The 25,360-nt window shown below is 41.2% G+C and carries 29 protein-coding genes; 27 read left to right on the plus strand and 2 right to left on the minus strand.

Annotated elements, in window-relative coordinates; translation table 11 throughout:
• Window positions 1-69: 69 nt before the first annotated feature.
• The gene (locus MF4640_RS03275) at window positions 70-1,374 is read right to left on the minus strand and encodes a peptidylprolyl isomerase (RefSeq protein WP_078388673.1); all 1,305 of its coding nucleotides are present in this window, start codon (window positions 1,372-1,374) and stop codon (window positions 70-72) included.
• Window positions 1,374-3,833 carry an LPS-assembly protein LptD gene (locus MF4640_RS03280; RefSeq protein ID WP_078388674.1) on the minus strand — a complete coding sequence of 820 codons (2,460 nt, stop codon included), beginning with the start codon at window positions 3,831-3,833 and terminating at the stop codon, window positions 1,374-1,376. Before MF4640_RS03280 ends, MF4640_RS03275 begins: the two co-directional genes overlap by 1 nt.
• Before the next feature lie 121 nt (window positions 3,834-3,954).
• Here MF4640_RS03280 and MF4640_RS03285 point away from each other — a divergent pair, with 121 nt between their 5' ends.
• The 27 genes from MF4640_RS03285 to MF4640_RS03415 all read left to right on the plus strand — a co-directional run bounded on the left by MF4640_RS03285 (window position 3,955) and on the right by MF4640_RS03415 (window position 25,164).
• Window positions 3,955-4,971, plus strand: coding sequence for an aminoglycoside phosphotransferase family protein (locus MF4640_RS03285; protein WP_078388675.1), 1,017 nt, complete (start codon window positions 3,955-3,957; stop codon window positions 4,969-4,971).
• Window positions 4,968-5,657, plus strand: coding sequence for an N-acetylmuramate alpha-1-phosphate uridylyltransferase MurU (murU, locus tag MF4640_RS03290; protein WP_078388676.1), 690 nt, complete (start codon window positions 4,968-4,970; stop codon window positions 5,655-5,657). The genes MF4640_RS03285 and murU overlap by 4 nt, the downstream gene beginning before the upstream one ends.
• 84 nt (window positions 5,658-5,741) lie before the next feature.
• Window positions 5,742-6,374: a 16S rRNA (guanine(527)-N(7))-methyltransferase RsmG gene (gene rsmG, locus MF4640_RS03295; protein WP_004984861.1), complete on the plus strand. Its 633-nt coding sequence runs from the start codon at window positions 5,742-5,744 to the stop codon at window positions 6,372-6,374.
• A gap of 25 nt (window positions 6,375-6,399) precedes the next feature.
• Entirely contained in the window at window positions 6,400-7,182 is a 783-nt protein-coding gene (locus tag MF4640_RS03300) for a ParA family protein (protein WP_004696827.1), read from the plus strand.
• Complete coding sequence (locus tag MF4640_RS03305) at window positions 7,179-8,066, plus strand: ParB/RepB/Spo0J family partition protein (protein WP_078388677.1); 888 nt, start codon at window positions 7,179-7,181, stop codon at window positions 8,064-8,066. Before MF4640_RS03300 ends, MF4640_RS03305 begins: the two co-directional genes overlap by 4 nt.
• A gap of 36 nt (window positions 8,067-8,102) precedes the next feature.
• Window positions 8,103-8,756: a MotA/TolQ/ExbB proton channel family protein gene (locus tag MF4640_RS03310; RefSeq protein WP_078388678.1), complete on the plus strand. Its 654-nt coding sequence runs from the start codon at window positions 8,103-8,105 to the stop codon at window positions 8,754-8,756.
• Between the two features lie 8 nt (window positions 8,757-8,764).
• Complete coding sequence (locus MF4640_RS03315) at window positions 8,765-9,187, plus strand: ExbD/TolR family protein (RefSeq protein ID WP_004696832.1); 423 nt, start codon at window positions 8,765-8,767, stop codon at window positions 9,185-9,187.
• Window positions 9,187-10,914, plus strand: coding sequence for a lipid A export permease/ATP-binding protein MsbA (msbA, locus tag MF4640_RS03320; protein ID WP_078388679.1), 1,728 nt, complete (start codon window positions 9,187-9,189; stop codon window positions 10,912-10,914). The genes MF4640_RS03315 and msbA overlap by 1 nt, the downstream gene beginning before the upstream one ends.
• 3 nt (window positions 10,915-10,917) lie before the next feature.
• A complete protein-coding gene (gene lpxK / locus MF4640_RS03325; protein WP_078388680.1) occupies window positions 10,918-11,922 on the plus strand; it encodes a tetraacyldisaccharide 4'-kinase in 1,005 nt (334 codons plus the stop codon).
• 8 nt (window positions 11,923-11,930) lie between these two features.
• Window positions 11,931-12,692 (plus strand): 3-deoxy-manno-octulosonate cytidylyltransferase, encoded by a 762-nt coding sequence (gene kdsB, locus MF4640_RS03330; protein WP_078388681.1) that lies wholly within the window; start codon window positions 11,931-11,933, stop codon window positions 12,690-12,692.
• 19 nt (window positions 12,693-12,711) lie between these two features.
• Window positions 12,712-13,695 (plus strand): DNA polymerase III subunit delta', encoded by a 984-nt coding sequence (locus tag MF4640_RS03335; protein WP_078388682.1) that lies wholly within the window; start codon window positions 12,712-12,714, stop codon window positions 13,693-13,695.
• Window positions 13,696-13,710: 15 nt separating this feature from the next.
• Window positions 13,711-14,052, plus strand: coding sequence for a PilZ domain-containing protein (locus tag MF4640_RS03340; protein ID WP_078388683.1), 342 nt, complete (start codon window positions 13,711-13,713; stop codon window positions 14,050-14,052).
• 26 nt (window positions 14,053-14,078) lie between these two features.
• Window positions 14,079-14,852, plus strand: a complete 774-nt coding sequence (locus tag MF4640_RS03345) for a TatD family hydrolase (RefSeq protein ID WP_078388684.1) — start codon at window positions 14,079-14,081, stop codon at window positions 14,850-14,852.
• 45 nt (window positions 14,853-14,897) lie between these two features.
• Complete coding sequence (locus tag MF4640_RS03350) at window positions 14,898-15,512, plus strand: TetR/AcrR family transcriptional regulator (RefSeq protein ID WP_004696845.1); 615 nt, start codon at window positions 14,898-14,900, stop codon at window positions 15,510-15,512.
• Window positions 15,513-15,524: 12 nt separating this feature from the next.
• Window positions 15,525-16,094, plus strand: coding sequence for a type II secretion system protein (locus MF4640_RS03355; protein ID WP_078388685.1), 570 nt, complete (start codon window positions 15,525-15,527; stop codon window positions 16,092-16,094).
• A gap of 34 nt (window positions 16,095-16,128) precedes the next feature.
• Window positions 16,129-16,572 (plus strand): type II secretion system minor pseudopilin GspI, encoded by a 444-nt coding sequence (gspI, locus tag MF4640_RS03360; protein ID WP_373863453.1) that lies wholly within the window; start codon window positions 16,129-16,131, stop codon window positions 16,570-16,572.
• A complete protein-coding gene (gene gspJ, locus MF4640_RS03365) occupies window positions 16,569-17,189 on the plus strand; it encodes a type II secretion system minor pseudopilin GspJ (protein WP_078388687.1) in 621 nt (206 codons plus the stop codon). The genes gspI and gspJ overlap by 4 nt, the downstream gene beginning before the upstream one ends.
• 78 nt (window positions 17,190-17,267) lie before the next feature.
• Window positions 17,268-18,218, plus strand: a complete 951-nt coding sequence (gene gspK, locus MF4640_RS03370; protein ID WP_078388688.1) for a type II secretion system minor pseudopilin GspK — start codon at window positions 17,268-17,270, stop codon at window positions 18,216-18,218.
• 122 nt (window positions 18,219-18,340) lie between these two features.
• The gene (locus MF4640_RS03375; protein ID WP_004696854.1) at window positions 18,341-18,937 is read left to right on the plus strand and encodes a 6-pyruvoyl trahydropterin synthase family protein; all 597 of its coding nucleotides are present in this window, start codon (window positions 18,341-18,343) and stop codon (window positions 18,935-18,937) included.
• A gap of 41 nt (window positions 18,938-18,978) precedes the next feature.
• Window positions 18,979-19,692 carry a uracil-DNA glycosylase gene (gene ung / locus MF4640_RS03380; protein WP_004696856.1) on the plus strand — a complete coding sequence of 238 codons (714 nt, stop codon included), beginning with the start codon at window positions 18,979-18,981 and terminating at the stop codon, window positions 19,690-19,692.
• Window positions 19,689-20,810 carry an enoyl-CoA hydratase/isomerase family protein gene (locus tag MF4640_RS03385; RefSeq protein ID WP_058951874.1) on the plus strand — a complete coding sequence of 374 codons (1,122 nt, stop codon included), beginning with the start codon at window positions 19,689-19,691 and terminating at the stop codon, window positions 20,808-20,810. The genes ung and MF4640_RS03385 overlap by 4 nt, the downstream gene beginning before the upstream one ends.
• Before the next feature lie 5 nt (window positions 20,811-20,815).
• On the plus strand, window positions 20,816-21,316 hold the full coding sequence (gene tadA / locus MF4640_RS03390; RefSeq protein WP_005401161.1) for a tRNA adenosine(34) deaminase TadA: 501 nt from the start codon (window positions 20,816-20,818) through the stop codon (window positions 21,314-21,316).
• A gap of 75 nt (window positions 21,317-21,391) precedes the next feature.
• A complete protein-coding gene (locus tag MF4640_RS03395; protein WP_078388689.1) occupies window positions 21,392-21,823 on the plus strand; it encodes an SRPBCC family protein in 432 nt (143 codons plus the stop codon).
• Window positions 21,824-21,840: 17 nt separating this feature from the next.
• On the plus strand, window positions 21,841-22,524 hold the full coding sequence (gene cmk, locus MF4640_RS03400) for a (d)CMP kinase (protein WP_078388690.1): 684 nt from the start codon (window positions 21,841-21,843) through the stop codon (window positions 22,522-22,524).
• 113 nt (window positions 22,525-22,637) lie between these two features.
• A complete protein-coding gene (rpsA, locus tag MF4640_RS03405) occupies window positions 22,638-24,314 on the plus strand; it encodes a 30S ribosomal protein S1 (RefSeq protein WP_004696863.1) in 1,677 nt (558 codons plus the stop codon).
• A 161-nt stretch (window positions 24,315-24,475) separates the two neighbouring features.
• Entirely contained in the window at window positions 24,476-24,781 is a 306-nt protein-coding gene (locus tag MF4640_RS03410) for an integration host factor subunit beta (protein WP_004696865.1), read from the plus strand.
• Window positions 24,782-24,798: 17 nt separating this feature from the next.
• The gene (locus tag MF4640_RS03415; protein WP_078388691.1) at window positions 24,799-25,164 is read left to right on the plus strand and encodes a lipopolysaccharide assembly protein LapA domain-containing protein; all 366 of its coding nucleotides are present in this window, start codon (window positions 24,799-24,801) and stop codon (window positions 25,162-25,164) included.
• Window positions 25,165-25,360: the final 196 nt, after the last annotated feature.

A 25,360-nucleotide genomic window follows, 5' to 3' on the forward strand; every position in this document is an offset into this window, starting at 1 on the left:
TTTTAATTTTAGTCTAAGCGGATAAATAAAAAGACCAGCATGAATGCTGGTCTTTTTATTTATCCAAAATTATGACTTGTTGTTCTTACGGTCTAAGTTCGGATCTTTAATTTCGACATAAGCTCTGTTGCGTGTTTCGCGTAACCAGCTATCAAGCTCGGCATCAAATTGGCGCTCACCTAAAATTTGACGTGCCATACGTTCTTGGTATTCAGCAGTCATGTCTTGTTGACGTGTTTCAGTCACTTGAAGAATATGCCAGCCGAATTGGGTTTGGAAAGGTTGACTGGTTTGACCTACCGGCGTATTTTTCATAGTTTCTTCAAACTGAGGAACCATCACACCTGGGCTGACCCAACCCAAACTCCCGCCATCACGTGCTGAACCTGTGTCATTAGAGTAGGTGGAGGCTAAGACTGCAAAGTCTTCACCTTTTTGAACGCGGTTATACAAGCTTTCGATCATTTGTTTAGCATTTTCAGGGCTAACCACTTCAGACGGTTGAATCAAAATATGGCGTGCTTTGTATTGAGGTACAATCGCTTTTTGCTCAGCCCCTTTGCGTTCAACTAATTTTAAGAGATGTATACCATCTCGTACTGTAATTAAATCTGTGGTTTGTCCCACTTGGAGTGGACTCACACGTGCTGCAAGCTCGCTAGGGATGTCAGAAAGTGCTCTAAAGCCCATATCTGCACCTTCAACTTTGGTGCCAGCAGTACTGAACTTTTTAGCAATTGCAGCGACGTCATTGTCGTTTGCTAGAACAGTTTTGACTTGCTTCGCTACAGCGTCAGCATTGTCACCTGAAACACGCACATGTAGAACATGTACTTGATTGCCAAGTGCTGCTTGACCTTGTGGGGTATTTAAGAAGTTTTTAACGTCTTGGTCTGAAATTTGGATACGAGAGGTAACGATTTGTTGGCGCAAACGATTGATTGCTAAATCTTCAGCAACGCGACTACGCAAAGAAGCATAGGTTCCGGGTGCCATTTTATCGAGCTTTTGTTGGAATGCTTCTAGGCTTGTGCTACCAGATTGTTTTGCAACATTTAAAACCGCTTCATTCAAGCTTTTTTCATCAGGTTGAATGTTGTAACGCTTCACTTGTTCAAGCTGAGTCTGACGAATAATCAGTTGCTCTAATGCTTGTTGTGCCAAATATTGCTCTGGTGGGACTTGTTTCTTTTGGCTCTCAAGTTGATGTTTGAGCTCAGCCATGCTTGCTTCTAAGTCACTCTTCAAAATGACACTGTTATCGACTACAGCAACAACTTCATCCGACGCATGTACAAAAGTTGGAATAGCGGTTGCGAGAGCTAAAGCCAAAGCACTCGCTTTAAAAAATTGTTTGAACTGTTTTGTCTTCATTAACGGTCTGTCCAAGTCTGATTAATATTGTTAAAGCCTAGAATACGATTTTCTAGTAATGATGAAAGTTTACTGTTGAGTCCGCCTAAGCCTTTAAGTGTAATTTCGGCCATAATTGCACGTTTAGGTTCTACACCTGCAGCATTGACGTCATCCAAGTCGTTATAGTACTCACGACCATAAACGGAGATCCCCCAACAGCAAGACTCGTAATTGACACCAAGGAGGTATTCACGAGCGACATTGTTGTCTAAGTCATATTGAGCGTGGCCCATAATACGCCAGTTGTTATGGATCGGTTGTACAAAAGATGCAACTACTTGGTCGTAATGTTCTTGGCGGTCTGCAATTTCTTTACGGTAGAAATAGCCAACGTTATAGAGGTTGCCTTTATCACCCGTAAAGTAAAGTTGTAAGTCGCGTTGCGCATTATCGCCATTTGCCATCCATGCTGAGTTTGCACCGAGGGTAAAGTTTTGTGAGAGCTGACTAGATACGCTGACAATCGGACCAGAGTGATTTTCTGTGTCAAAGACGTCTGCTGTTTGGTCAAGCGTTACGCGGCGGTCTTCGAAATAATAGCTTTGGCCTACACTGGCTTTTAAGCGCTCTAGACCCACCGTATCAAATAAGCTATAGCTTAAGCCCAGTGACAAGAAGTTATTGTCTTCTAGACGGTCATGGCCATAGAAGCGATTTGCACTAAATAACTGATCATAGTTGATCGATGCTGTTGCAGAGTCAAAGTTTGGTGCGCCATCTTGATTTTTATAGGGTGCGTAGGCATAGAACATGCGTGGGCTTAACGTCTGTAAGAAAGTGCCTTCTTTTTCAAAAGTTAAACCTGCATCAAAAGTCACCTGTGGCACAACATAAGATTTGTCATTCGATGAGCGGTTGGTGTTGTCAAACTCATTGATGGTATCTTGATCGTAGAATGTGTTTACATTGCGAATAGATACTTCAGGAATGGCGAAAGCCCACGGTGTACGGTAGTTATAGCGTACAGAAAAGTCATTATAGACACGGGTGCCGCTTGGCTCAAAGCTATCGTTGGTATCGCCGTCGATAGTCCCAAAGTCCTTTTTAAAGTAAGCCGTATCGTTGTTGAACTCGTATTCTAAGCCCAGTGCATTACCCGCTTTATAGTTGAGTAAGAACTGTGGTAAACGTGCATACGGACGGTCAACGTAGGGTGTGGTTTCGTCTAGTGTTTGGAAATCTTCAACTTTCAGTTGGGCTTTTAGACCAGGAATTCCATTTTTATAGTTTAACTCCCACGCACGACGCAGGTTTAAGTCTGTTTTGGTGTTTGGGTTGTTACTTAGGTCAGTAAAGTAGTCTTTGTCTGACGCATAGTTATATTCAAGATTGGTTGAGAACTGTTCATTGATTTGCCAGTTATGTAAAAAGTGCAAATCTTTACGGTCTTCATCGTCATATTTTCGGTCACCAGCTAAGTACCCCCCCCAAATTTGACCTGAACCAAAGTTTTCGGTCAAATAGCGAAATTCACCCTCAAACATTGGGCCGCGGTCGCTGATATAGCGTGGCGTAACGGTCGCATCGTAGTTAGGTGCTAAGTTGAGATAAACGGGTACTGCAAGCTCGACACCACCATCATTGGTGAAGCCAAAACTTGGTGTCAAAATACCGGTAGTACGACGGTCATCAATCGGGAAGTTAAAATAAGGAACTGCTAGAACGGGTACATCTTTAACATAAAGTTTTGTGCCGCGTGTTTCACCACGTCCAGTTTCTTGATTTAACTTAATTTCGTCTGCTTGGATTTTCCACGTTGGCGATTGCTCTGGTGGGCAGGTGCTATAAGTTGCATTTTTTAGCGTGGTGGTCGTTTGTGACTCACGTAGGATTTGGTCGGCCCGCCCATGCGCATGTTGTTCTTCTGAAATATAGAAACTGTTTTTCAGATCGCCTTGCTGAGTTTTTAGGTTGTAATTAATTTGGTCACTTTGCGCTAATAAGCCACTTTGCGCCATTTGCACACGACCTTCAGCATTGGCAAAGGTCTGGGTTTGATCAATGGTGATTTTATCGGCACGGATTTGACGACCTTCTTGATCAATCAGGACATTACCTTCAAGAACAGAGTCACCTTGTGGGTTGTAGTGACCATAGTCCGCTGTAATGGTGGATGTCGCATTGGCTGCGTCAGCAGCTTTGGTTTCAGGGCTTACAGGGGTTAACCATGTGCCTTGGCAATACGCGGAACTTAAGTAACGACCTTGGCGCTGTTGAGCTTCAGGAGATGACTTATCGACATAGTATTGTTCGAAAAACTTTTGCCCAGGATAGTTTTCTTGTAGTGCTTGTTTTAGCGATTGTTGTTCGTCTGAAATAGACGTGGTTGGTGTTGCAGCATAGCTTGTGATTGAGCTACCACAAAGAAGGGTAAATATCGCAGTCGCTAAAGGATTAAATTTAAACTGATGCTTCATGTGTCTCATTTACCAAGTATGCTTAAAACGCAATTAATTATTGTCGCATCATAGAGAAAAAGTTGATAAGTGGCTACACTTAGCACTTTAAAAACTCAGCCTGTATTAGAATTTATCGCAAATGAATACACAACGTGAACAATTGATACAAACATGGATTTCATCTGTACTTGGTTCAGATCAATTTGAAATTAACTTTTTAGCAGGCGATGCAAGTTTCCGTCGTTATGCACGAATCAAGTTGAATAATAAAACATTTATGCTGATGGATGCACCACCAGAAAAAGAAGATTGTGTGCCTTTTGTGACGATTGATGAATTTTTTGATACGAACGGTGTCCGTGTACCACATATTGTGGCGAAAGATTTGGAGCAAGGCTTCTTATTGCTTGAAGATTTTGGTGATGTGCTACTGTCAACACAGCTCGATGACAAGACTGTTGATGCACATTATGAGCAAAGTTTTAAGCAATTGATTCAATTGCAATCTATTGATGGTGAAGGTCATTTCCCAGCTTATTCTTATGAAAAGTTAATCACCGAAATGTCGTTGTTGACAGATTGGTTATTGCCAAGTTTACAGATTCAACCTTCTGATGATGAGTCTGCGCTGATTAAACGTACATTTGCAATTTTAGCCAATGCTGCTTTGGCTCAGCCCCAAGTGATTGTCCATCGTGATTTCCATAGTCGTAATCTCATGCTTTTGGTAGATGAGCAAGAGCAAGGCGTAATTGATTTTCAAGATGCTGTGATTGGTGCGGATACTTATGACCTCATCTCAATTACACGTGATGCGTATGTACAATGGAACCCTGAGCGCGTTTATCATTGGTTTAAAGTGTTTTATGATCTATTGCCAGCTTCTGCCAAAGAAGGGCGTGACTTTGAACAGTTTAAGCAAGACGCTGACCTGATGGCAATTCAACGGCATATTAAAATTTTAGGTATTTTTGTGCGTTTATTTGAACGTGACGGAAAATCAAGTTATCTGAAAGATTTACCACGTGTGATGTGGTATTTATTTGAAGAAAGCAAACCTTATGCAGAACTACAACCTTTCATGCAATTTATTTGCGATAAAGTGATGCCGAAATTTGAAGCAAAATATGGCAAATATGAGGTTGTTACAGCATGAAAGCAATGATTTTGGCCGCGGGGCTTGGAAACCGTATGCGTCCTTTAACACTCTATAAACCGAAACCTTTGCTTGAAGTTGGTGGCAAACCACTGATCGTTTGGCATATTGAAAAACTTAAGCAGATTGGGGTCACAGAAATTGTGATTAATTCTGCCTGGTTGGCCGATGTGTTGATTGGTGCGCTTGGGGATGGTTCACAGTTTGGTGTGACTATTCGTTGGACGCGTGAAGAAGAGGGGCTTGAAACAGCGGGTGGTATTATTAATGCTCTGCCACTGCTGGGGACAGAACCGTTTATTTTAGTGAATGGTGATGTTTGGACCACTTTTGATTTCGAAGCTTTACTTGATGTGCAGTTGGACACCGATTTTGCGCATCTCGTATTTGTACCCAACCCGACACAGCATCCCAAAGGCGACTTTATCTTGAACCAAGGGCGTGCTTATACCTTTGAACAAGAGCAGTCAGGTGAAGCACTGACTTATAGTGGTGTTGCGGTTATTCATCCACAGATGTTTAAGGGCTTGGAAGCAGGTAAGCGTCCATTGGCTCCATTGCTAAAAGAAGCGATGTCTGCTGGAAAAGTTTCTGCTGAGAAAATGCAAGCCGCATGGGTGGATGTTGGCACACCTGAGCGATTAAGTGATCTAGATCTACAGATTCGTCAAGGTATGTACGTTTAAGTGCATAATCACTAAGCGTTAGCTACTGTTCCACGGCTGAGAAATCGGTATACTTCAGTTTAATTTTATTGAGATGTCTTCTTTATGCATCCATTTTTTCAAGACTTAAAGCAAGGTAGTCAAAAGCTTGGCTTAGATTTGAGTGAAGAAGCATTAAATTTATTGCTGAAGTATCAAGACGCACTTGTGCTGTGGAACAAAGCTTACAATTTAACAGCGATTCGCGATCCTAAAGAAATGCTGGTGAAGCATTTATTAGATAGTTTAAGTATTTTAAAAGATTTGCCGAAAGGTCGTTTGCTGGATATTGGTACAGGCGGTGGTATGCCGGGCATGATTATTGCTCTATGCCAACCTGAGCGCCAATGTGTTTTGCTTGATTCCAATGGCAAAAAAATTCGTTTTTTAAAGCAGTTTATTGCAGACTTAAAATTAACCAATGTAATTGCAGTTCAAACGCGTGTTGAAAATGAAGATAGCATCCATGATTTGGGTCAGTTTGATGTGATTACCAGTCGTGCATTTGCCTCTTTAACCGATTTTATCAATGCATCGAAGCCGTATATGCACCAAGACAGCATCATTGCGTCTATGAAAGGCTTGGTTCCTCATGACGAAGTTGAAGCATTCAAAAACGAATTTAGTTGTGACATTATTGCGTTAAAAGTTCCACGTTTGGACGAACAACGACACTTACTTTTATTAAAACGTATCTAAAAGAATTCAAAGGATTGGGCGGGTCATGGCACAAATTATTGCGATTGCGAACCAAAAAGGTGGTGTAGGTAAAACCACAACCGCAGTAAATTTGGCTGCATCTTTAGCAGTACTTAAAAAGCGTGTTTTATTGGTCGATATGGACTCGCAAGGCAATGCGACCATGGGTTCAGGCATTCAAAAAAATGACCTACTGTATTCAGTGACCGATGTTTTACTGGGTGAAGTACCTATAGAGACTGCAATTACCAAGGCAGAAGTTGGTTATAAAGTACTTGGTGCCAACCGCGACTTGGCAGGTGTAGAACTAGCAATAGCCGAGCAAGAAGGTCGTGAGTTTATTCTGCGTGATGCGTTGCAAGAAATTGAACAAGCATATGACTACATCATTGTGGACTGTGCGCCCAGCTTAAGCTTGATCACGGTTAATGCACTGGCAGCGGTGGATGGTGTGATGATTCCAATGCAGTGTGAATACTATGCTTTGGAAGGCTTGGCAGATTTAACACAGACCATTGATCGCATTCAACAAGCATTGAATCCTGAGTTAAAAATTATTGGTGTTCTACGCACCATGTATGATGCACGTAACGCGTTGACACGTGATGTGTCTGAAGAATTAGAACAATACTTTGGCAAAAAACTCTATGACACGGTCATTCCACGTAATGTGCGTCTAGCTGAAGCACCTGCGCATGGTTTGCCAGTGATTTATTTTGAAAAAAGCTCGAAGGGTGCAGTTGCTTATTTACATTTAGCAGCTGAAATGATTAAGAAAAGCAAAGTGAAAAAAGGAAGTAACGCATGACCGTTAAAAAACGTGGACTGGCAAAAGGTCGTGGTTTAGATGCCTTACTCGGTTCCATTCAAAAAGAGAAATTACAACTTGAAGCACAAGCTCTTGATCACGGTCAGCTAAAACAAATCGATGTGCATCTATTACAACGTGGTGAATATCAGCCACGTCGTTTTATTAATGAGCAAGACTTACAAGAACTAGCGGCATCGATTGAAAAACACGGTGTGATGCAGCCGATTGTGATTCGTCCAATTGATAATGAAAAGCACCCCTATGAAATTATTGCGGGTGAGCGTCGTTGGCGTGCGGCTCAACTTGCCGGTTTAACGCAAGTTCCAGCCATTGTTCGTGATTTAACAGACCAAGTTGCAATTGCACTGGCGTTGATTGAGAACATTCAACGTCAAGATCTTAATCCGATTGATCAGGCGATGGCTTTACAGCGCTTCCATGAAGAGTTTGGTTTAAGTCATCAAGAAATTGCAGACACGGTAGGCAAAGCGCGTACTACAGTGAGTAATTTGCTGCGTTTATTAAGTCTAGCTGAGCAAGTTAAAGACTTTATGCAACAAGGTTTGCTGGACATGGGGCATGCTCGTGCCATTTTGACTTTGAAAGGGAAAGATCAACTGAAAGTCGCAGAATTGGTGATAGAGAAGAGTTTATCTGTTCGCCAAACTGAACAATATGTTCGTGATCTCAATGCGCCGAAACAAGAAAAATCGAAAACGGAAATTGCACCAGATCTTCTACAATTGACACAGCGCTTAACAGATCGTTTTAGTGCAAATGTCAAAATTGATCATAATAAACAAGGGAAAGGCAAGCTCACGATTCATTATCATTCACTCGACGAGTTGGATGGTATTTTGAATATTTGCTTAGCTGAATAATTTTATTTTCTATTTCTAAATACTTGGGGAAGTGTTATGTGGGAATTGGTAAAAGCAGGTGGGTGGCTTATGCTGCCCCTTGTGCTCTGTTCGATCTTTACTGTTGCGATTAGTTTAGAACGTTTTATCCGCTTGAAGAAGTCCACTATTTTACCGAAAGATTTGCTATTAGGCCCAACGCAAAGCGTACAAATGGTTTTGCCTAAACTTAAACAAAATCAGGATTTACAGGCAACGACATTAGGTCGTATTTTGGAGGCTGGTTACCAAAGTGAGGCACAAGGTGAACAGTTTGCACGTGCGCAGATGGAAGCAACGGCTTCTCAGGAAATTGGTTATCTTGAAAAAAATATCAATTTTTTGGGGACATTGAGCGCTGTCGCGCCTCTTTTAGGATTGTTGGGAACTGTACTCGGGATTATCGAGTCATTCTTAATGATTGATATTGGTAATAGTAGTAATCCAACACTGATGATTCCAGGGATTTCTAAAGCACTGATCACAACTGCAGCAGGAATGTTCATTGCGATTCCCGCATTATTTGCTTATCGTTACTTTCAGCGTTTGGTTCAAGAATATGTTGCTGAATTAGAACAGCAATCGACTTTGTTTCATGCGGCTTTATTTTATAAGCAAACAGAAACTGTGCTTGAAAGCCATGATGATGTTGTTGTGAAGCAAGCGAGCTAAGGTGAAGTATGAAATTCAAACGTTCACAAGTTGAAGATGTTCATATTAACCTTACACCAATGATTGATTGCTTATTATTTATTTTGGTGTTTTTATTGCTGACCACCACATTCAATCAATTTAGTCGTATGAATTTAACCTTGCCCGATGCGCAAGGGGTTCCACCGAAAACATTTGATCATAAAATCGAAGTGGTGGTAGATTCCACTGGGCATTATTCAATTAATGGTCAGTCTATTGCATCGAAAGATGTTTCAGAATTAAATACCGCAATTAAACAGATTTCCAATGACCGTCGTGATCTAATGTTTGTGATTGCTGCGGATGCAAAAGCAACCCATCAGGATGTGATCCGTGTGATGGATGTGGCAGGTCAGTTGGGATTTGTAAATATCAATATTAGTACCAAAGTGCCTTCTCGAGGTTATTAGTGAAACACGATTTAAAAGTTTATCTACGTCTACTGAGCTATTTAAAACCGTATTGGGGCGTAGCGATTCTTGTGGTGATTGGTTTTGCTATGAATGCGGCGACAGAAGTTTCTGTCGCTAAATTACTTGAAAAAATTATTGAAGCGATTCAACACCGTGATCAAGGTTTTACGACATTGTTCCCAATTTTGGTTGTTGTGGTAATGTTCTTTCGTGGGCTGGGTTTGTTCATGGGCGGCTACTTTACAGCGGTCATTTCCAGAAACTTGGTCTTTAATATTCGCCAAGAAGTCTTTGCCAAATTATTGCGTCTTCCTTCGCAGTATTATCTAGACAATAACAGTGGTCATATCACTGCGAAAATTATGTATAACGTGGAGCAGCTTACAGCCGCATCTACAGAGTCATTAAGAACTATTGTTCAGCAAGGTCTAATCACTCTTGCATTGCTCGGTTACCTGATTTATAGCAACTGGCGTTTGACTTTGTGTATTTTGATTTTTGCTCCGCTGATTGGTTTGCTTATTCGTAAAGCAGCAAAGCGTATGCGTAAGCTTTCCATTCAAGTCCAAGACACCATGGGGGATGTCAATCACGTGGTACAAGAGACAGTCAATGGTCACTTGGTGGTAAAAGGTTTTGGTGGTCAAGGGTATGAGCAACAACGTTTTAAAGATACCTCATTGGAGAATTTACGACGCGGTTTGAAAATGGTGGTTGTGCAACAGCTCAATAGTCCAATTGTACAGTTGATTATGTCAATTGCTCTGAGTATTGTGATGTGGATCGCACTACGCCCAGAAATTCTACAAGATACCAGCGCGGGTCAATTTGTGGCGTATATTACTGCAGCAGGTATGTTGAGTCGGCCAATTAAAGCATTGACTGATGTGAATGAAAAAATTCAACGGGGTATGGCTGCAGCACATTCAGTTTTTGAAATTTTAGATTTGCCTGAAGAAAAAAATACTGGGACTTTAACTCCAGTACTGAAAGGTAATATCGACTTTAAAGATGTGAACTTAGTTTATGTGGATGGTTATCAAGCGCTGCATGATTTTAATCTGAGTGTCAAAGAGGGTGAGACGATTGCTTTAGTGGGGCGTTCTGGCGCTGGTAAAACCTCTTTGGTGAACTTGTTAGTGCGTTTCCAAGATACGACCTCGGGCCAAATCCTCTTTGATGGTATTGATATTCACGATATTGAAATCAATAGTCTGCGTACCCAAGTGGCAATGGTCAATCAACAAGTGGTTTTATTTAACCGCACTGTGCGTGACAATATTGCCTATGGTCAGCTTGAAAATGCCTCTGATGAAGAGGTAATTGCAGCAGCAAAAGCGGCCTATGCACATGACTTTATTATGGCTTTACCACAAGGCTACAACACTAAGTTGGGGGCGCAAGGCCTTAATTTATCGGGTGGCCAACGTCAACGTATAGCCATTGCTCGTGCGATTTTGAAAAATGCGCCTGTATTGATCTTAGATGAAGCCACCAGCGCGCTTGATAATGAATCAGAGTATTTTATTCAGCGTGCCTTCGATGCTGCAATGCGGGATCGTACCACGATTGTCATTGCGCATCGTTTATCCACTATTGAAAATGCAGACCGTATTGTGGTGATGGATAAAGGGCGTATAGTAGAGCAAGGTACACACGCTGAACTGATTGCGAAGCAGGGTGCTTACTATCAGCTCCATCAGCGTAATTTTGAGGAAAACTAAGTCATGTCAGGTGCACAGTTTATTCAGGATGCTTGGAACTCACAGGCAAAGTGGTTAATTGTGCTTCGTCCGTTGTCTTGGTTATATCGAGGCGGTTTTCTTCTAAACCGTAAGTTGTATCGGTGCAATATTAAAAAAGCCTATACGGCTCCTGTACCTGTCATGGTGATTGGTAATATTACCGTGGGTGGGAGTGGTAAAACCCCTCTGCTCATTCACTTGGTGAGTTATCTGCAAAGTAAGAATATTCGAGTGGGTGTGATCAGTCGTGGTTATGGTGCCAAAGGCCCATTTCCGACTATGGTGGATCTCAACTCATTGCCTGAAAATGTAGGTGATGAGCCAACTCTCATCGTGCAATCCACTGATGTGCCGATGGCGGTGGGTCCAAATCGCCAAGAAAGTATTGAACTGCTTTTATCTCACTATCCCATTGATCTGATCATTAGTGATGATGGGCTTCAACATTGGGCATTGAGTCGCCAAATTGAATGGATTGTCCTAGATAATAATCGTGGACTAGGCAATGAAAAGTTATTGCCCGAAGGTTATTTACGAGAGCCAAAGTCTAGGTTGGATCAAGGCATAGTGATCGAGCATGCAGATCATCCTACTCGTACTATGCACATGCACTTAGAAGTTGCAGAGCCTTATTTGTTGAACAGTACTGAAGCAAAAGCTTTCAATCCGCAAGATGATTTTTATGCGGTCGTGGGGATTGGGTTTCCGCAGCGCTTTTATCGTACTTTAGAGCGTATGGGGGTGCAGCAGTTCCAGTGTCATGAGTTTGCCGATCATTATGAATATGAGTTAGAGGATTTGGTTTTTGACGATGCCAATCCCATTATTACCACTGAAAAAGATGCAGTGAAAATTTTAGCGTTGCTCAAACAAAATCCTAGTTTTGCCCGTGATATTTGGGTTGTTCCTGTCGATGCAGTGTTATCGACGGCGTGTTATGACACCTTACATCAACAGCTCGCCGCTGTAGGTATTGAAATTTCTTAAGGTCTTTTATGAAGCATATTGTTATTCCTGCGCGTTTCGCAAGCACACGTTTATCTGGAAAACCACTCCTTAAAATTCATGGCCGTGAAATGATTTTACGGGTCGTTGATCAGGCGAAGAAAGTGGAAGGTTTTGATGATCTCTGCGTCGCAACGGATGATCAGCGAATTTATGACCTTTGCATGGCTGAAGGCGTGGATGTGGTGTTGACCTCAGCGGATCATCCTTCGGGAACAGACCGCCTAAGTGAAGTGGCAAAAATTAAGGGCTGGGCCAGTGAAGATATCATTGTCAATGTTCAAGGTGATGAGCCTTTATTGCCAGCAGCTTTGGTCAAGCAAGTCGCGCAACTTTTAGAGTCACAAACCGATTGTTCAATGTCGACCTTGTGTGAACCAATTCAGCATTTAGATGAATTTAAACGTGACAGTATTGTTAAAGTAGTGATGTCGAAGTACAAACAAGCACTTTACTTTAGTCGTGCCACTATTCCATATGACCGTGATGCTGCAAAGCAAGTGGAGCAAACGTTGCATAACCAAGCCTTCCGTCATTTGGGCTTGTATGCTTACCGCGTGAAATTACTCCAAGAGTATGTGACATGGGATATGGGTATACTTGAAAAGCTCGAAAGCTTAGAGCAGCTACGTGTTTTGGAGAATGGACATCGTATTGCCATTGATATCGCTGAAGCAAACTTACCACCGGGTGTGGATACACAAGAAGATTTAGATCGTTTAAATGCCATGGATGTGGCTTATTTTGTATAATAGAACTTAGGTCGTCTACATGAAACAAACGCTGCCTGAGCAGATGTATCCGTGGCATCAAAATGTTTGGGAAACTTTAACCACACGCTTTCCCAATATTGGTCATGGCTTATTGTTTTATGGCAAAAAAGGTTGTGGTAAAGAGATTTTTGCTGAGCAGTTTCTTGCTTGGGTCTTATGTGCGAAGCGGCAGCCAAATCATTTGGCCTGTGGGGAGTGTGGAAGTTGTCAGTGGTTAAAGGCGGGTACACACCCCAATTATGTGCACATCACTACCGATGAAGACAATAAGAAACAAAATGCCAAGATCAAAATTGAGAAAATTCGTGATCTGCTGCCTTTTGTACAGCAAACGGTAGATGGTTGGCGCGTCATCATTATTGAACCAGCCGAAGCTTTAAATACAGCTTCAGCCAATGCTTTATTGAAAACGCTTGAAGAACCCGGTGATCGTGTTGTTATCATTTTATTGGCAGATCATTATTTAAAACTGCCTGCAACCATTCGCAGTCGTTTGCAACATTTTGCTTTGGATCGCATAAATGAACAGCAAGCAGAGCAATTTTTAAATCAGTATTTGTCCCATAGCGATTTGGCACAGCAACATTTGTTGATGAATTTGTCCAATCATATGCCGCTGCAGGCAATTACATTGTTCGAGAGTGAATGGATTCCTCAACGTGCTGAATTTTTAAAAGATTGGCAAAAGTTGGTGATGGATAAAAATATGCCGATGGCAATTGCGACCAAGTGGAATAAAGCGCTGACATTTAGTGATTTTAGTCAAATGTTTGAGTACTTGTTGTCAGATTTGATTTGTGTCAAGCTAAATCAGCAATTAAAAAACACTGATTTGGATTTCAGGGTGCTGGCAGAACGGTATTCACTTGAAACTTTGTTTTCAATTTATACCGAGTTGCAACAGTCAAAACAATATATTGAACAAAACGTACAAACTAATTTAGTGCTCGACCAATTGTGTATTCGGTTGATGGATGTTTAAAACAGGGGGAATTTTATGCAACCACGTATGGGCGGAATCATTCAAGCCAATATTCCAGATAAAGCAACATTATATGCAAGCTATATGCCTTTTGTGGTTGGTGGAGGTTTATTTATTCCATCCAAACAATCCGTAAAAATGGGAGAGGAGGTCTTTGTTTTGGCAACATTGCCAGAGCAAGCACAGAAAATTCCTCTCACCGGTAAAGTGATTTGGATTTCGCAAAAGCAAAATGGAATCAAACTCCAAGGATTTGGTATTCAACTTTCTGGGGAGAAGGGGGTTTATTACAAATCAGAAGCGGAAAAGTTGCTAGCAGGTCTTAAGTCTGAAGGGCGAACTAGTTACACTATGTAATTAAGTATATCAAGTAGGAAACGCCTGTGTTTGTAGATACACATTGCCATTTAACCATGCTAGATTTAACCCCTTATGATGGGGATTTGGATTTAGCATTAGCGCAAGCACGTGCAGCGGGCGTTCATCGCTTTATGAGTATCTCGGTTGATCTTGATGATTATATTGAGCTAGCAAAAATTGCGTCACGGCATGACGATGTGGGCTATAGCGTCGGGGTACATCCTTGTGAAGATCCTGAAACCATGGCTCGTGCGACCACAGACTATTTAATTGAGTTGGCGCAGCCTGAAAAAGTTTGGGCAATTGGTGAGACTGGGCTCGATTATTTTCATAGTACAGATTTCATCGCTGAGCAAAAAGACTGTTTTGCACGACATATTCATGCTTCACGAGCTGTAAAAAAACCAGTTGTTGTGCATACCCGTTCTGCCAAGCACGATACTGTCGATATTATTCGCGCCGAAAAATCGACCCATGGGATTTTGCATTGTTTTACCGAAGACTGGGAAACGGCCAAAGCTGTTTTAGACTGCGGTTACTATGTGTCATTTTCAGGGATTGTATCTTTTAAAAATGCGCAAGACCTGCGTGATGTGGCGAAGCAAGTTCCTTTAGATCGCCTATTAATTGAGACAGATAGTCCTTATTTGGCACCGATGCCATATAGAGGAAAGTCTAATGAGCCAAAGTACGTTCCTTATGTAGCCAAAGCCTTGGCAGATGTATATGATAAGTCCTTGGAAGAGATGGCTTTCATCACAACACAGAACTTTGAAAACCTTCTCAACATGAAGTAAATAAATTGAAACGATAAAAGCGTATAAGAGAGTACTAGGGTGAAAATGGATCGTCAGGCTCAGTTTCGAGCAAGAGAAGCGTTAATTTTCCAAGTGGCTGAACAGTTGCTTTTAGAGAATGGCGAAGCAGGGATGACCCTTGATGCATTGGCTGCAGAATTAGATCTAGCAAAAGGTACGCTTTATAAACATTTTCAAAGTAAAGATGAACTCTACATGTTGCTCATTATTCGTAATGAGCAAATGTTGCTTGAAATGATTAAAGATACAGATAAACAATTCCCTGAACATCTAGCATTTTTTATGTTACATCATTTGCATCATCCTGAACGCACCGTGTTGTTTCATCAAATAGAAGAGCGATTATCGACCACGGGTGTTGGGATCTATCATTTATTTACTGAACTTTATCAAATTCGAAAGCAACGTCTACGTTTAATTATTCGTATGACCGAGCGGTATTTGGAGTCGATAGAAAGTCAAATGACAGTTCGTGATTATTTGGCATCGATTTGGTCTTTGACGCATGGTGCCGCAGCGATTTTGAACTCTAGTTTTTATCAACGATATTTGGGGTCGCGCGATACTTTGCGCGTGGCCTACATCGACCAAGCTCTGGCGATGCCTAAACAAACGGGCGCAGCGGGATATCTTGCTTAGCGGATAGGATGTATGAAACAGAAACCACCTTCAAGGATTCAAGGATTTACACTGGTTGAATTGATGGTGGTTATTGTTATTATGGCCATTCTGGCATCATTGGTGATGTTAAATATCAATGGAGTTGACCAACGTAAAGCTGCGCAAGCCCGTGATTTTTTTATCATGGATGTACAGAAAATTGCACGTGAGGCAAATGATCAAGCACGTGTTTTGGCATTAGAAATCTATCCTGCGACTGATGTGGCTGATTTTTCTTATGCTGTCGTTGAATATAAAAACCCACAACTCATCATGCAAGCAGAACAACAAAATAATGTAATGTTGAATCATCAAAAATGGCAAAAATATAATGAGTTCCCGCAGCAAATGTTAGCTAAAAATGTTTCTTTTGCTGTGCAATCCTTAGACTATGATGTTTCCCAAGCCCAAAACGATGATTTAACCCAAGAGAATGCACCTAAACTGATTTGGTTGGGGAATGGCGAAGCCAAACCTGTTCGTATTCAATTTTATTATGCCAATGAGCCCGTGGGTGCAGAAATTGAAATTGATCATTTGGGTAAAATAAATGCGAGCTAAAGATTTAAAGAATAGTCTGCCGGCTTGCGCTCGAATGAAATGCTATTTCATTAATTCTCGTACCTCAAGCATAGCTTTTGGCCTTGCTCGAGTTAACCGTGTCTCAGGATTTACGTTACTGGAAGTGATGGTGGCGCTGGCTATTTTTGCTACGGCAGCGGTCGCTTTAACCAAAGTGGGTATGCAATATACTCAGTCTACAGCCCATGCCATCTTGCGTACCAAGGCACAATTTGTTGCCTTGAATGAAATTTCGATGATGGAAATCAATCGTGATTGGCTACAAGGCACGGCCTCTAAACAAATCACCCAACAAGGTGAAACTTGGCAAATTGATAAATCAGCGCAAGCAACGATTAGTACTAATGTGCAACGCGTCAATGTACAGGTGAGCTTGGTGAATACTGAAACTGGAAAAGTAGATTCGGGTGTTACGAGTTTAGTTTTTTTTAACCATCGTGATGGAAGCCAACCATGACAAAACGCTCAGGCTTTACTTTGGTTGAGTTATTGGTGGCAATCGCGATTTTTGCTGTGCTTTCAGCTTTGGGTTGGAAGGTTTTTGATTATCTGATCAAGATTAAAGAGCGTAATACCCAACATGAACAGCGCTTAGGTCAACTACAAGAAGCATATCAACAAGTGTTACGTGACACGGTGCAAATTGTACCAATTACTGCCAATGTTGCGGGGCAGGTTCAACCCGCAGTCATGTTGCAAAATGGTCAGTTAACCTTTAGTAAAGCTGGCGTGACTGATCCTTTAATGCAAGGCATACCGCCTGAAGAGCGAGTTGAATATATTTATAAAGCAGATGAAAAAAAACTGTACCGTTATAAATATAAAAATTTAAATCAAACAGGTAATGATCAACCTGAAACCAGTGTTTTACTTGATTCAGTTGATCAATTTCAAATTATGTTACTCAACCCCAATGAAATGGCACAATGGCCTGAGGTGGCATTGAGTGAAAATGATGTGACTCAGGCAAAAATACTACCGCGCGGTTTAAAAATAAACCTCACTGTCAATGAAGTGAGTTATGTATGGGTATTTAGTTTATTAAATACAGACTTTTTAAAACAAAAAAATTAAGTTGCAGGATATGGAACTCACGGACTCTATGCAAAACCATTTTTCCTTAAATGTATTCGTTGTAAATAGGTGGATGTTTTGAAGCGCTCTCAGCATGGCATTGCATTGATCACCATTTTGGTGATGGTGGCTTTAGCAACTATCCTTGCTGCTACGATTGCGAAACATCAGCGCAATACCGCAGAGAGTACGGCTTATTTAATGCGACAAAACCAAGCTCTGTTATACGCAAAAAGTGCAGAAGCTTTTTTTTCTGAGTTGTTGGTGGATGATGCTCAAAATGCAGCAGAGGTCGATCATCTACAAGAAACGTGGGCGAAGCCCATGCCTGCTTTTCCAGTGGAAGATGGTTTTGTTTCTGGGCGTTTAGAAGATGAGTCAGGAAAATTTAATTTAAATGCTTTAGTTAAATCGGATAAAAAGCCGAATGAGGCTGCAAAACTTTGGTTTGAAAAGCTGTTGGTACGTGTGGGGTTGCCTGCGCAACTTTCAGAAGCAGTGATTGATTGGCAAGATGAAGATGATGAAGTCAGTGGGCCGATGGGTGCTGAATCTGCTTATTATCAAAGTTTAGCTCAGGGTTATCTGACATCAAATCGTGCTTTTTATAATGTTGAACAGTTGAAGTTGGTGCGTGGGTTTGAGGGGCGTAACTATCAACTGATTGCACCTTATGTGAGTGCTTTACCGAATAACGAATTAAGGGTAAATATAAATACTGCACCTGCGCTGGTGTTGGCCAGCATTGATCCTAAGTTGGATGTATCTGCTATTCAAAATTTACAAAGGCAAAGACAGGCCAATTTGGAGCATTTTTCCAATGTTAATGAACTGTGGGAGGTTGATCCATTTAAACAAGTAGACGAGGCTCAGCGGGCTGCTGTTAATGATTTTCTCGGAGTTCAATCGAACTATTTTAAAGCCAGAATTGAAGTGTTGCTGAATGAGCGTAAGCGTCAGTTTAGTAGTGATTTGGTGCGAAAAGATCAAGCGGTATATGTGGCTTATCGGAGCATGTCACCGTTTTAAGGGGTAAATATAAGACTGATATGATTTACCAATTGGATTGAACAATAAAATAAATGAGCATAGGTTAACTTTTGCTTTATAATTAAAGTCAATTCTCAGAAAGTTTGATTGCATTACGGCATATGTTAATTCGTAAGTTATTTAAGTTTGAAAATGCCCATATTGTACGCAACTGTACATCGGATCGTTGTAAACGCTCCATTCATGGTCATAGTTATAAAGTTGAATTACTCCTCAAAGCATCGAAATTAGATCATGGTCAAATGGTTTATGACTTTGGCTTGCTGAAAGGGGTGATTAAAGACCTTTATGACTCTTTTGATCATGCGATTTGTTTTTGGCAAAACGATGATCCAGAATATATTCAAGCATGTAAAACATTTAGTGCACGTTGGGTGTCGCTACCTGTTTCGCCATCGGCTGAACAATTTTCACGTATTTTCTTTTATCTTGCACAGCAAGTACTTGCGTCTACCGTGACTCAAAACGGTGAAGGCGATGTGGAAGTGTACTCGGTGATTGTGCATGAGACTGATACGGGCTATGCGCAGAGTTTTATTGAAGATATTGAAAATACACAGATGGGGCTTTTAGATTTAAGCCAGATCGAGTTTTCAGAACAAATCCAAGCGGAATGGGCGGACACTGAAATGTATACCAAATTAAAAGAAGGTATCCAATTTCACAATCCGAATGTAGAATTGCAAGTCAAACTGTGAAATTTGTCACGGAATATACAGTAAGGGAATAAGGCGCAAGTATGTCTTTAACAGAACAACAGCAAACCAAGCTTGATAAAATTCAGCTGGATGCCAGTTGGAAACATGGATTAAGTGACTTTTTGCTTAGTACAAAGATGGATGCGTTAAAGCAGTTTCTTGTTACAGAAATAAAAGCGAATAAAGTGATTTATCCGCCAAATGCGCTGATTTTTAATGCATTTAATACGACGCCTTTGGCGAATGTAAAAGTGGTAATACTCGGACAAGACCCATATCATGGGCCTAATCAAGCACATGGGCTCAGTTTCTCTGTGCAAAAGGGGCTTGCTTTACCACCATCTTTACGTAATATTTTCCATGAGTTAAATAAAGATTTAGGAATTGATATTCCTAAACATGGGGATTTAACTCGTTGGGCGCAGCAAGGCGTTTTGCTGTTGAACAGTGTATTAACCGTTGAAGCTGGTCAACCTACATCACATCAAAAACAAGGTTGGGAAGACTTTACCGATCATGTGATTGATGTTTTAAATGAACAGCGTGAGCATATTGTTTTTATTCTTTGGGGAGCATATGCGCAGCGGAAAGGACAACGGATTGATCAAGAAAAGCATTTGGTGTTAAAGGCGGCACATCCGTCACCTTTGGCAGCAAACCGTGGTGGATTCTTCGGTTGTAAAGTTTTTTCAAAATCCAATAATTATCTTAAACAACATGGCATTGAGCCTATAGATTGGCAGCTGGACGCATGACATATTCTCCCGTTTCTAAAAACTACCATCCAGATTTGATTGTAGAAGAAGCAAAAAATGGTTGGCGCATTGTTCGTCTGAATAGACCAAAATCACTTCACGCTTTAGATGAAACGATTGTTTCAGCTTTATTTGAAGTGTTTCAAGATTTTCATAGCGATGACGCAGTAAAAGCCATTTGGTTGGATTCAACCACACCAAAAGCATTCTGTGCGGGTGGTGATGTACGTAAACTTCGTCAATTGGTGATTAACGATGAAGTTGAAACAGCCAATCAGTTCTTTGAGCAAGAATATGCTTTAGATTTGTTACTACACAACTATGCTAAGCCTGTCTTGGTGTGGGGTGAAGGTTATGTCATGGGCGGTGGTTTAGGTCTGTTTATGGCAGCGCCATTCCGTTTGGTGACACCGCATTCACGTTTAGCGATGCCTGAAATTAATATTGGTTTGTACCCAGATGTGGGTGCAACGCGTTTCTTGGCGGACCGTGGGGCAATTGGTTTGTTCACGGGCTTAACGGGTTCGATCATGACGGCTGCGGGCGCATATGGTATTGGTTGGGCAACACATATCTGTGATGCGCAGCGTAATACGGTGCTTGAGAAAGTCATCAATATAGACTGGAGTCATTATCCAGCAGGTGATTTTAGAGCCATTGATGATACATTAAACAGTATGCATCGTCCGGTAGGCCCAGGTCCATTACAGAATTCTTTGGATGTCATTCATAGTGTGTGTCGTGGTGTGAACTTCGAGCATGATTATGATGCTATTGTTGGTTTAAGTGATGCGCGTAGCGATTGGCTTCGTCAAGCCAGTGAGAACTTACAAAAAGGCTCACCAACAACTGCTGCATTAACATGGTTGCTATGGCAGTGGGGCAAGCAGGTTCATTCTTGGAATGAAGTGTTCGAGCTTGAAACCCAAATTTCGGACTGGAAAATTCGTCATGCAGACTTTGTTGAGGGTGTGCGTGCGCGTTTAGTGGATAAAGACTTGTCACCAGCATGGAAACAAGGGGCTAGTAATAGCTTAAAGGGTATTTTCGCTGGTAATCCACCAACAACGAGCATTGAAAGCTGGAATGAACTCCTTAAACATTACGATGTAATCTAATCTTTATGACTGATGTTTTAAAAATAGATAGTGAATGGATGCAGCTTGCTTTAGAGCAGGCTGCTATTGCAGCGTCAAAAGGTGAAGTCCCGGTCGGGGCAGTCATTGTGAGTCAAAATAAAATTATTGGTTCGGGCTTTAATGCGCCTATTACGCTAAATGACCCTACCGCGCATGCTGAGGTTCAAGCACTTCGCGATGCTTGCCAAAATACACAAAATTATCGTTTACCTGATGATGCGGTCATGTATGTGACGCTTGAGCCTTGTACCATGTGTGTAGGTGCTTTGGTGCATGCACGCGTTTCAAAAGTGGTATTTGGTGCGACAGAGCCGAAAGCGGGTTCTCTTATAAGTGCACGTAAATTATTTGAAACGGGTTATTATAATCATCAGTTCTTGGTTGAGTCGGGTTGTTTACATGAGCAATGCTCACAGCAGCTCAGTCACTTTTTTAAAATGCGCCGCGAACAAAAGCGACTATCCCGTCTACAAGAAAAGGGATGAATGAATTCGTAAAATAATAATTTCATGTAAAATGAAATGACAATAATTATTGTCAAATAAAGCGCTGGAACCACCATGAACAATATTCAGATTAAAAAAGAATTTAATGCACCCATAGAGCAGGTGTTTGATCTACTTTCTAAACACTCAACCTATAACGTCGCTTTTGCACCAGTTCAAGTGGTGCGAGTGAAAGATTCAGCAGATCCAGAACGTCCGGATGGGCTTGGTTCTGTGCGTCGTATGGGTTTTGGTCCAATTAAACCTTTGCAAGAGCAAATCACATTAATGAATGTGAATGAACGTATTGAATACAAGATTATTAAAAATCCACTCATCAAACATCATTTGGGTATTATTGAGTTTGAGCCGATTGACTCGAATAAAACGTTAGTGACCTATACGATTGAATTACAGGCACGTGCACCTTTTGTAAGTAAATTAATCCTTGCACAGCTTAAATCTGCGATTAAACTAGGTTTTTCAAAACTCGCTAAATCTGTATAACAAACTTTGGGTAAGCAATGACAGTTCAAATAATCACAATTGATGGTCCAAGTGGTTCGGGTAAGGGCACACTGGCTGCAAAAATAGCAGCCCATTATCAATTTCATTTACTTGATTCGGGAGCGTTATATCGCTTGTTGGGCCTGTCATTGCATCAACAGGATTTGTTAGATGCTTTGTCAAGCGAACTGAGTCAATGTGTCGAAATCGCTAAACATTTAGACATACAATTTTTAAGCTCTGCACACGGCACACAAGTCTTGCTTAATGGTGAAGATGTTAGTCAAACCATTCGAACTGAACGGGTTGGTGAGTTTGCATCAAAAGTTGCAACAATTCCTGAGCTTAGAGCTGCGCTGGTCGATCGCCAGCATGCTTTTGCACAAGCACCAGGATTGGTTGCAGATGGCCGAGACATGGCCACATCCATCTTTCCAGAGGCTCAAGCCAAGATTTATTTAACCGCTTCAGCCCAATCTCGTGCTGAACGTAGAGTAAAGCAGTTGCAGGGTATGGGGCTGGATGCTAAAATAAACGATATTTTAGCTAATATTGAGGCGCGTGATAAACGTGACATGGAGCGCGAAGTTGCTCCACTCAAACCAGCAACTGATGCCTACATCATTGATAGTTCTGAATTGAACATTGATGAGGTATTTCAGCTTATGACGGCTTATATCGATAAGCAATTAGCAAACTAACGAATTTTTATATTCAGCAGAAGCATAGCTTGATCAGTTCAAAATGGACTATGTAGACGCTTAACTAAACCGGCCTTGTCTGATCCAAGACCGCTGACTTTATCAGGTATATCATGACCGAATCTTTTGCAGCCCTCTTTGAAGAAAGCGAATTAAACCTCAACGTTGAAAAGGGTGCTGTCATCCAAGGCGTTGTAGTAAACATCGATTCTGATTGGGTAACAGTTGACACTGGCCTTAAATCAGAAGGTATTGTTGACCGCGCTGAATTCTTAAATGAACAACGCGAACTTGAAGTTCAAGTTGGCGACACTGTTGATGTTGTTGTTGAAGCGCTTGACAACGGCATGGGTCAAACAGTTTTATCACGTGAAAAAGCGAAACGTGCTGAAACTTGGACTAAACTTGAAAAAATCTTTGAAGACGGCGAAATCGTTACTGGTGTTATCTCTGGTAAAGTTAAAGGCGGTTTCACTGTTGACATCGGTCCAGTTCGTGCGTTCCTTCCAGGTTCTTTAGTTGATACTCGTCCTATTCGTGATACTACTCACTTAGAAGGTAAAGAGTTAGAATTTAAAGTAATCAAACTTGATGCTAAACGTAACAACGTTGTTGTATCTCGTCGTGCTGTTATGGAAGCTGAATCTTCAGCTGACCGTGAAGCTCTTCTTGCTCAGCTTGAAGAAGGTCAAACAGTTACTGGTACTATCAAAAATCTTACTGACTACGGCGCATTCGTTGACCTTGGCGGTATTGATGGTCTTCTTCACATCACTGACATGGCTTGGAAACGTATCAAGCACCCATCAGAAGTTGTTGAAGTTGGTCAAGAAGTTACTGTTAAAGTACTTAAGTTTGACAAAGAACGTAACCGCGTATCTTTAGGTCTTAAGCAATTAGGCGAAGATCCATGGTTAGCGATCATGAACCGTTACCCTAAAGGTTCAATCGTTAAAGCTCGCGTAACTAACTTAACTGACTACGGCTGTTTCGCAGAAATCGCTGAAGGCGTTGAAGGTTTAGTACACGTTTCTGAAATGGATCACACTAACAAAAACATCCACCCATCTAAAGTTGTTCAGATTGGTGATGAAGTTGATGTTATGGTTCTTGAAGTTGACGAAGAGCGTCGTCGTATTTCTCTTGGTATCAAACAAACTCGTGCTAACCCATGGGAAGAGTTTGCTAAGAACCACGACAAAGGTGAAAAAGTTTCAGGTACGATCAAGTCAATCACTGACTTCGGTATCTTCATCGGTTTACCAGGCGGTATCGATGGTCTAGTTCACTTGTCTGATATTTCTTGGAACGAACAAGGCGAAGAAGCTATCCGTCGTTACAAGAAAGGTGACACAGTTGAAGCGGTTATCTTGTCTGTAGACGCTGAAGGCAACCGTATCAGCCTTGGCATCAAGCAAATGAACAGCGATCCGTTCAACGATTTCTTAGCTGCTAACGAACGCGGTGCGCTTGTAAAAGGTACTGTAACTGCTGTTGACGCTCGTGGCGCAACACTTAAGTTAGCTGACGAAGTTGAAGCGACTCTTAAAGCATCTGAAATCAACCGCGACCGCGTTGAAGATGCAACTAAGTTCCTTGAAGTTGGTCAAGAAGTTGAAGCGAAAATCATCAACGTAGATCGTAAATCTCGCTCTATCAACTTGTCTATCAAAGCGAAAGACGAAGCTGAAGAGAAAGAAGCAGTTGCTAACTTGAAGACAGCAACTACTGGTCAAGACAATGGTCCTAAGACTATTGGTGATTTGATCAAAGCTCAAATGGGCAACTAAGTAGATGTTTGAATTGTATTGTTAATGTAAGTTAACTAATACTTTTTACACAAATACAATAAACGGTAGCGTAGTATTCACTTATTACGCTACCGTTTTGTATTTAAACAGGTTATTATCAATCTATCTACAAGGTAGCTTGATAATTAAAGAGGTCGCAGATGACTACTGAAGCACTTAATAAGTCTGACTTAATAGAGCGTATTTCTCTTAAAAACCCGCACTTAGCAGAGCCATTAGTGGAAGAAGCTGTTAAGATTATGATTGATCAAATGATTGCATCTTTGTCTTCAGATAATCGTATTGAAATTCGTGGTTTTGGTAGTTTTGCACTCCATCACCGTGAGCCTCGTGTTGGGCGTAATCCTAAAACGGGTAAGTCGGTAGAAGTGGCTGCTAAAGCTGTTCCACACTTCAAACCAGGTAAAGCATTACGTGATGCAGTAAACGAGACTGCAGGCGAATAAAATTTATTGGGGTGCTTATGCGTTACGTATTATTCGCATTATTAATTGTACTGTTTGGCTACAGCCTAGCTTTGGTACTACAAAACGGAACTGAGCTAACCGTTGATCTGTTGTTTATACAGGTTCCAGCAATGCGTTTAGGTCTATTGTTATTATTAACAATGGCTTTAGGGATTGTGTTGGGTTTGTTAATTGGTGTTCAGGTATTTCGTGTATTCCAGAAAGGTTGGGAAATTAAGCGACTACGTAAAGACATTGATCACCTTCGTAAAGAGCAGATTCAATCCGCTCAGCTGGCTGCTGCTGAAGCTGCAGCACATACAAGACATGAAAAAACGGTGTTAGATATCAATCCTAATGATCGTCCATCTACACCGCTTTAAGCCACAATATGAAGTAAGATTTCTATCTTAGAAGTATTGAAGCAAGTTTGATTTAAACGCCTTTGGTTATATAGCCAAAGGCGTTTTTTATTGTGATTTAAAATATTGATAACTATATAAAAAGTATATGAATAAAGAACTTAGTTTGAATTTTAAATAGTTTTTAGAAAAATAGTCTTGGTCGTTTTAGGCTTAA

The organism is Acinetobacter sp. MF4640, from assembly GCF_002018895.1.
Classification (GTDB): domain Bacteria; phylum Pseudomonadota; class Gammaproteobacteria; order Pseudomonadales; family Moraxellaceae; genus Acinetobacter; species Acinetobacter johnsonii.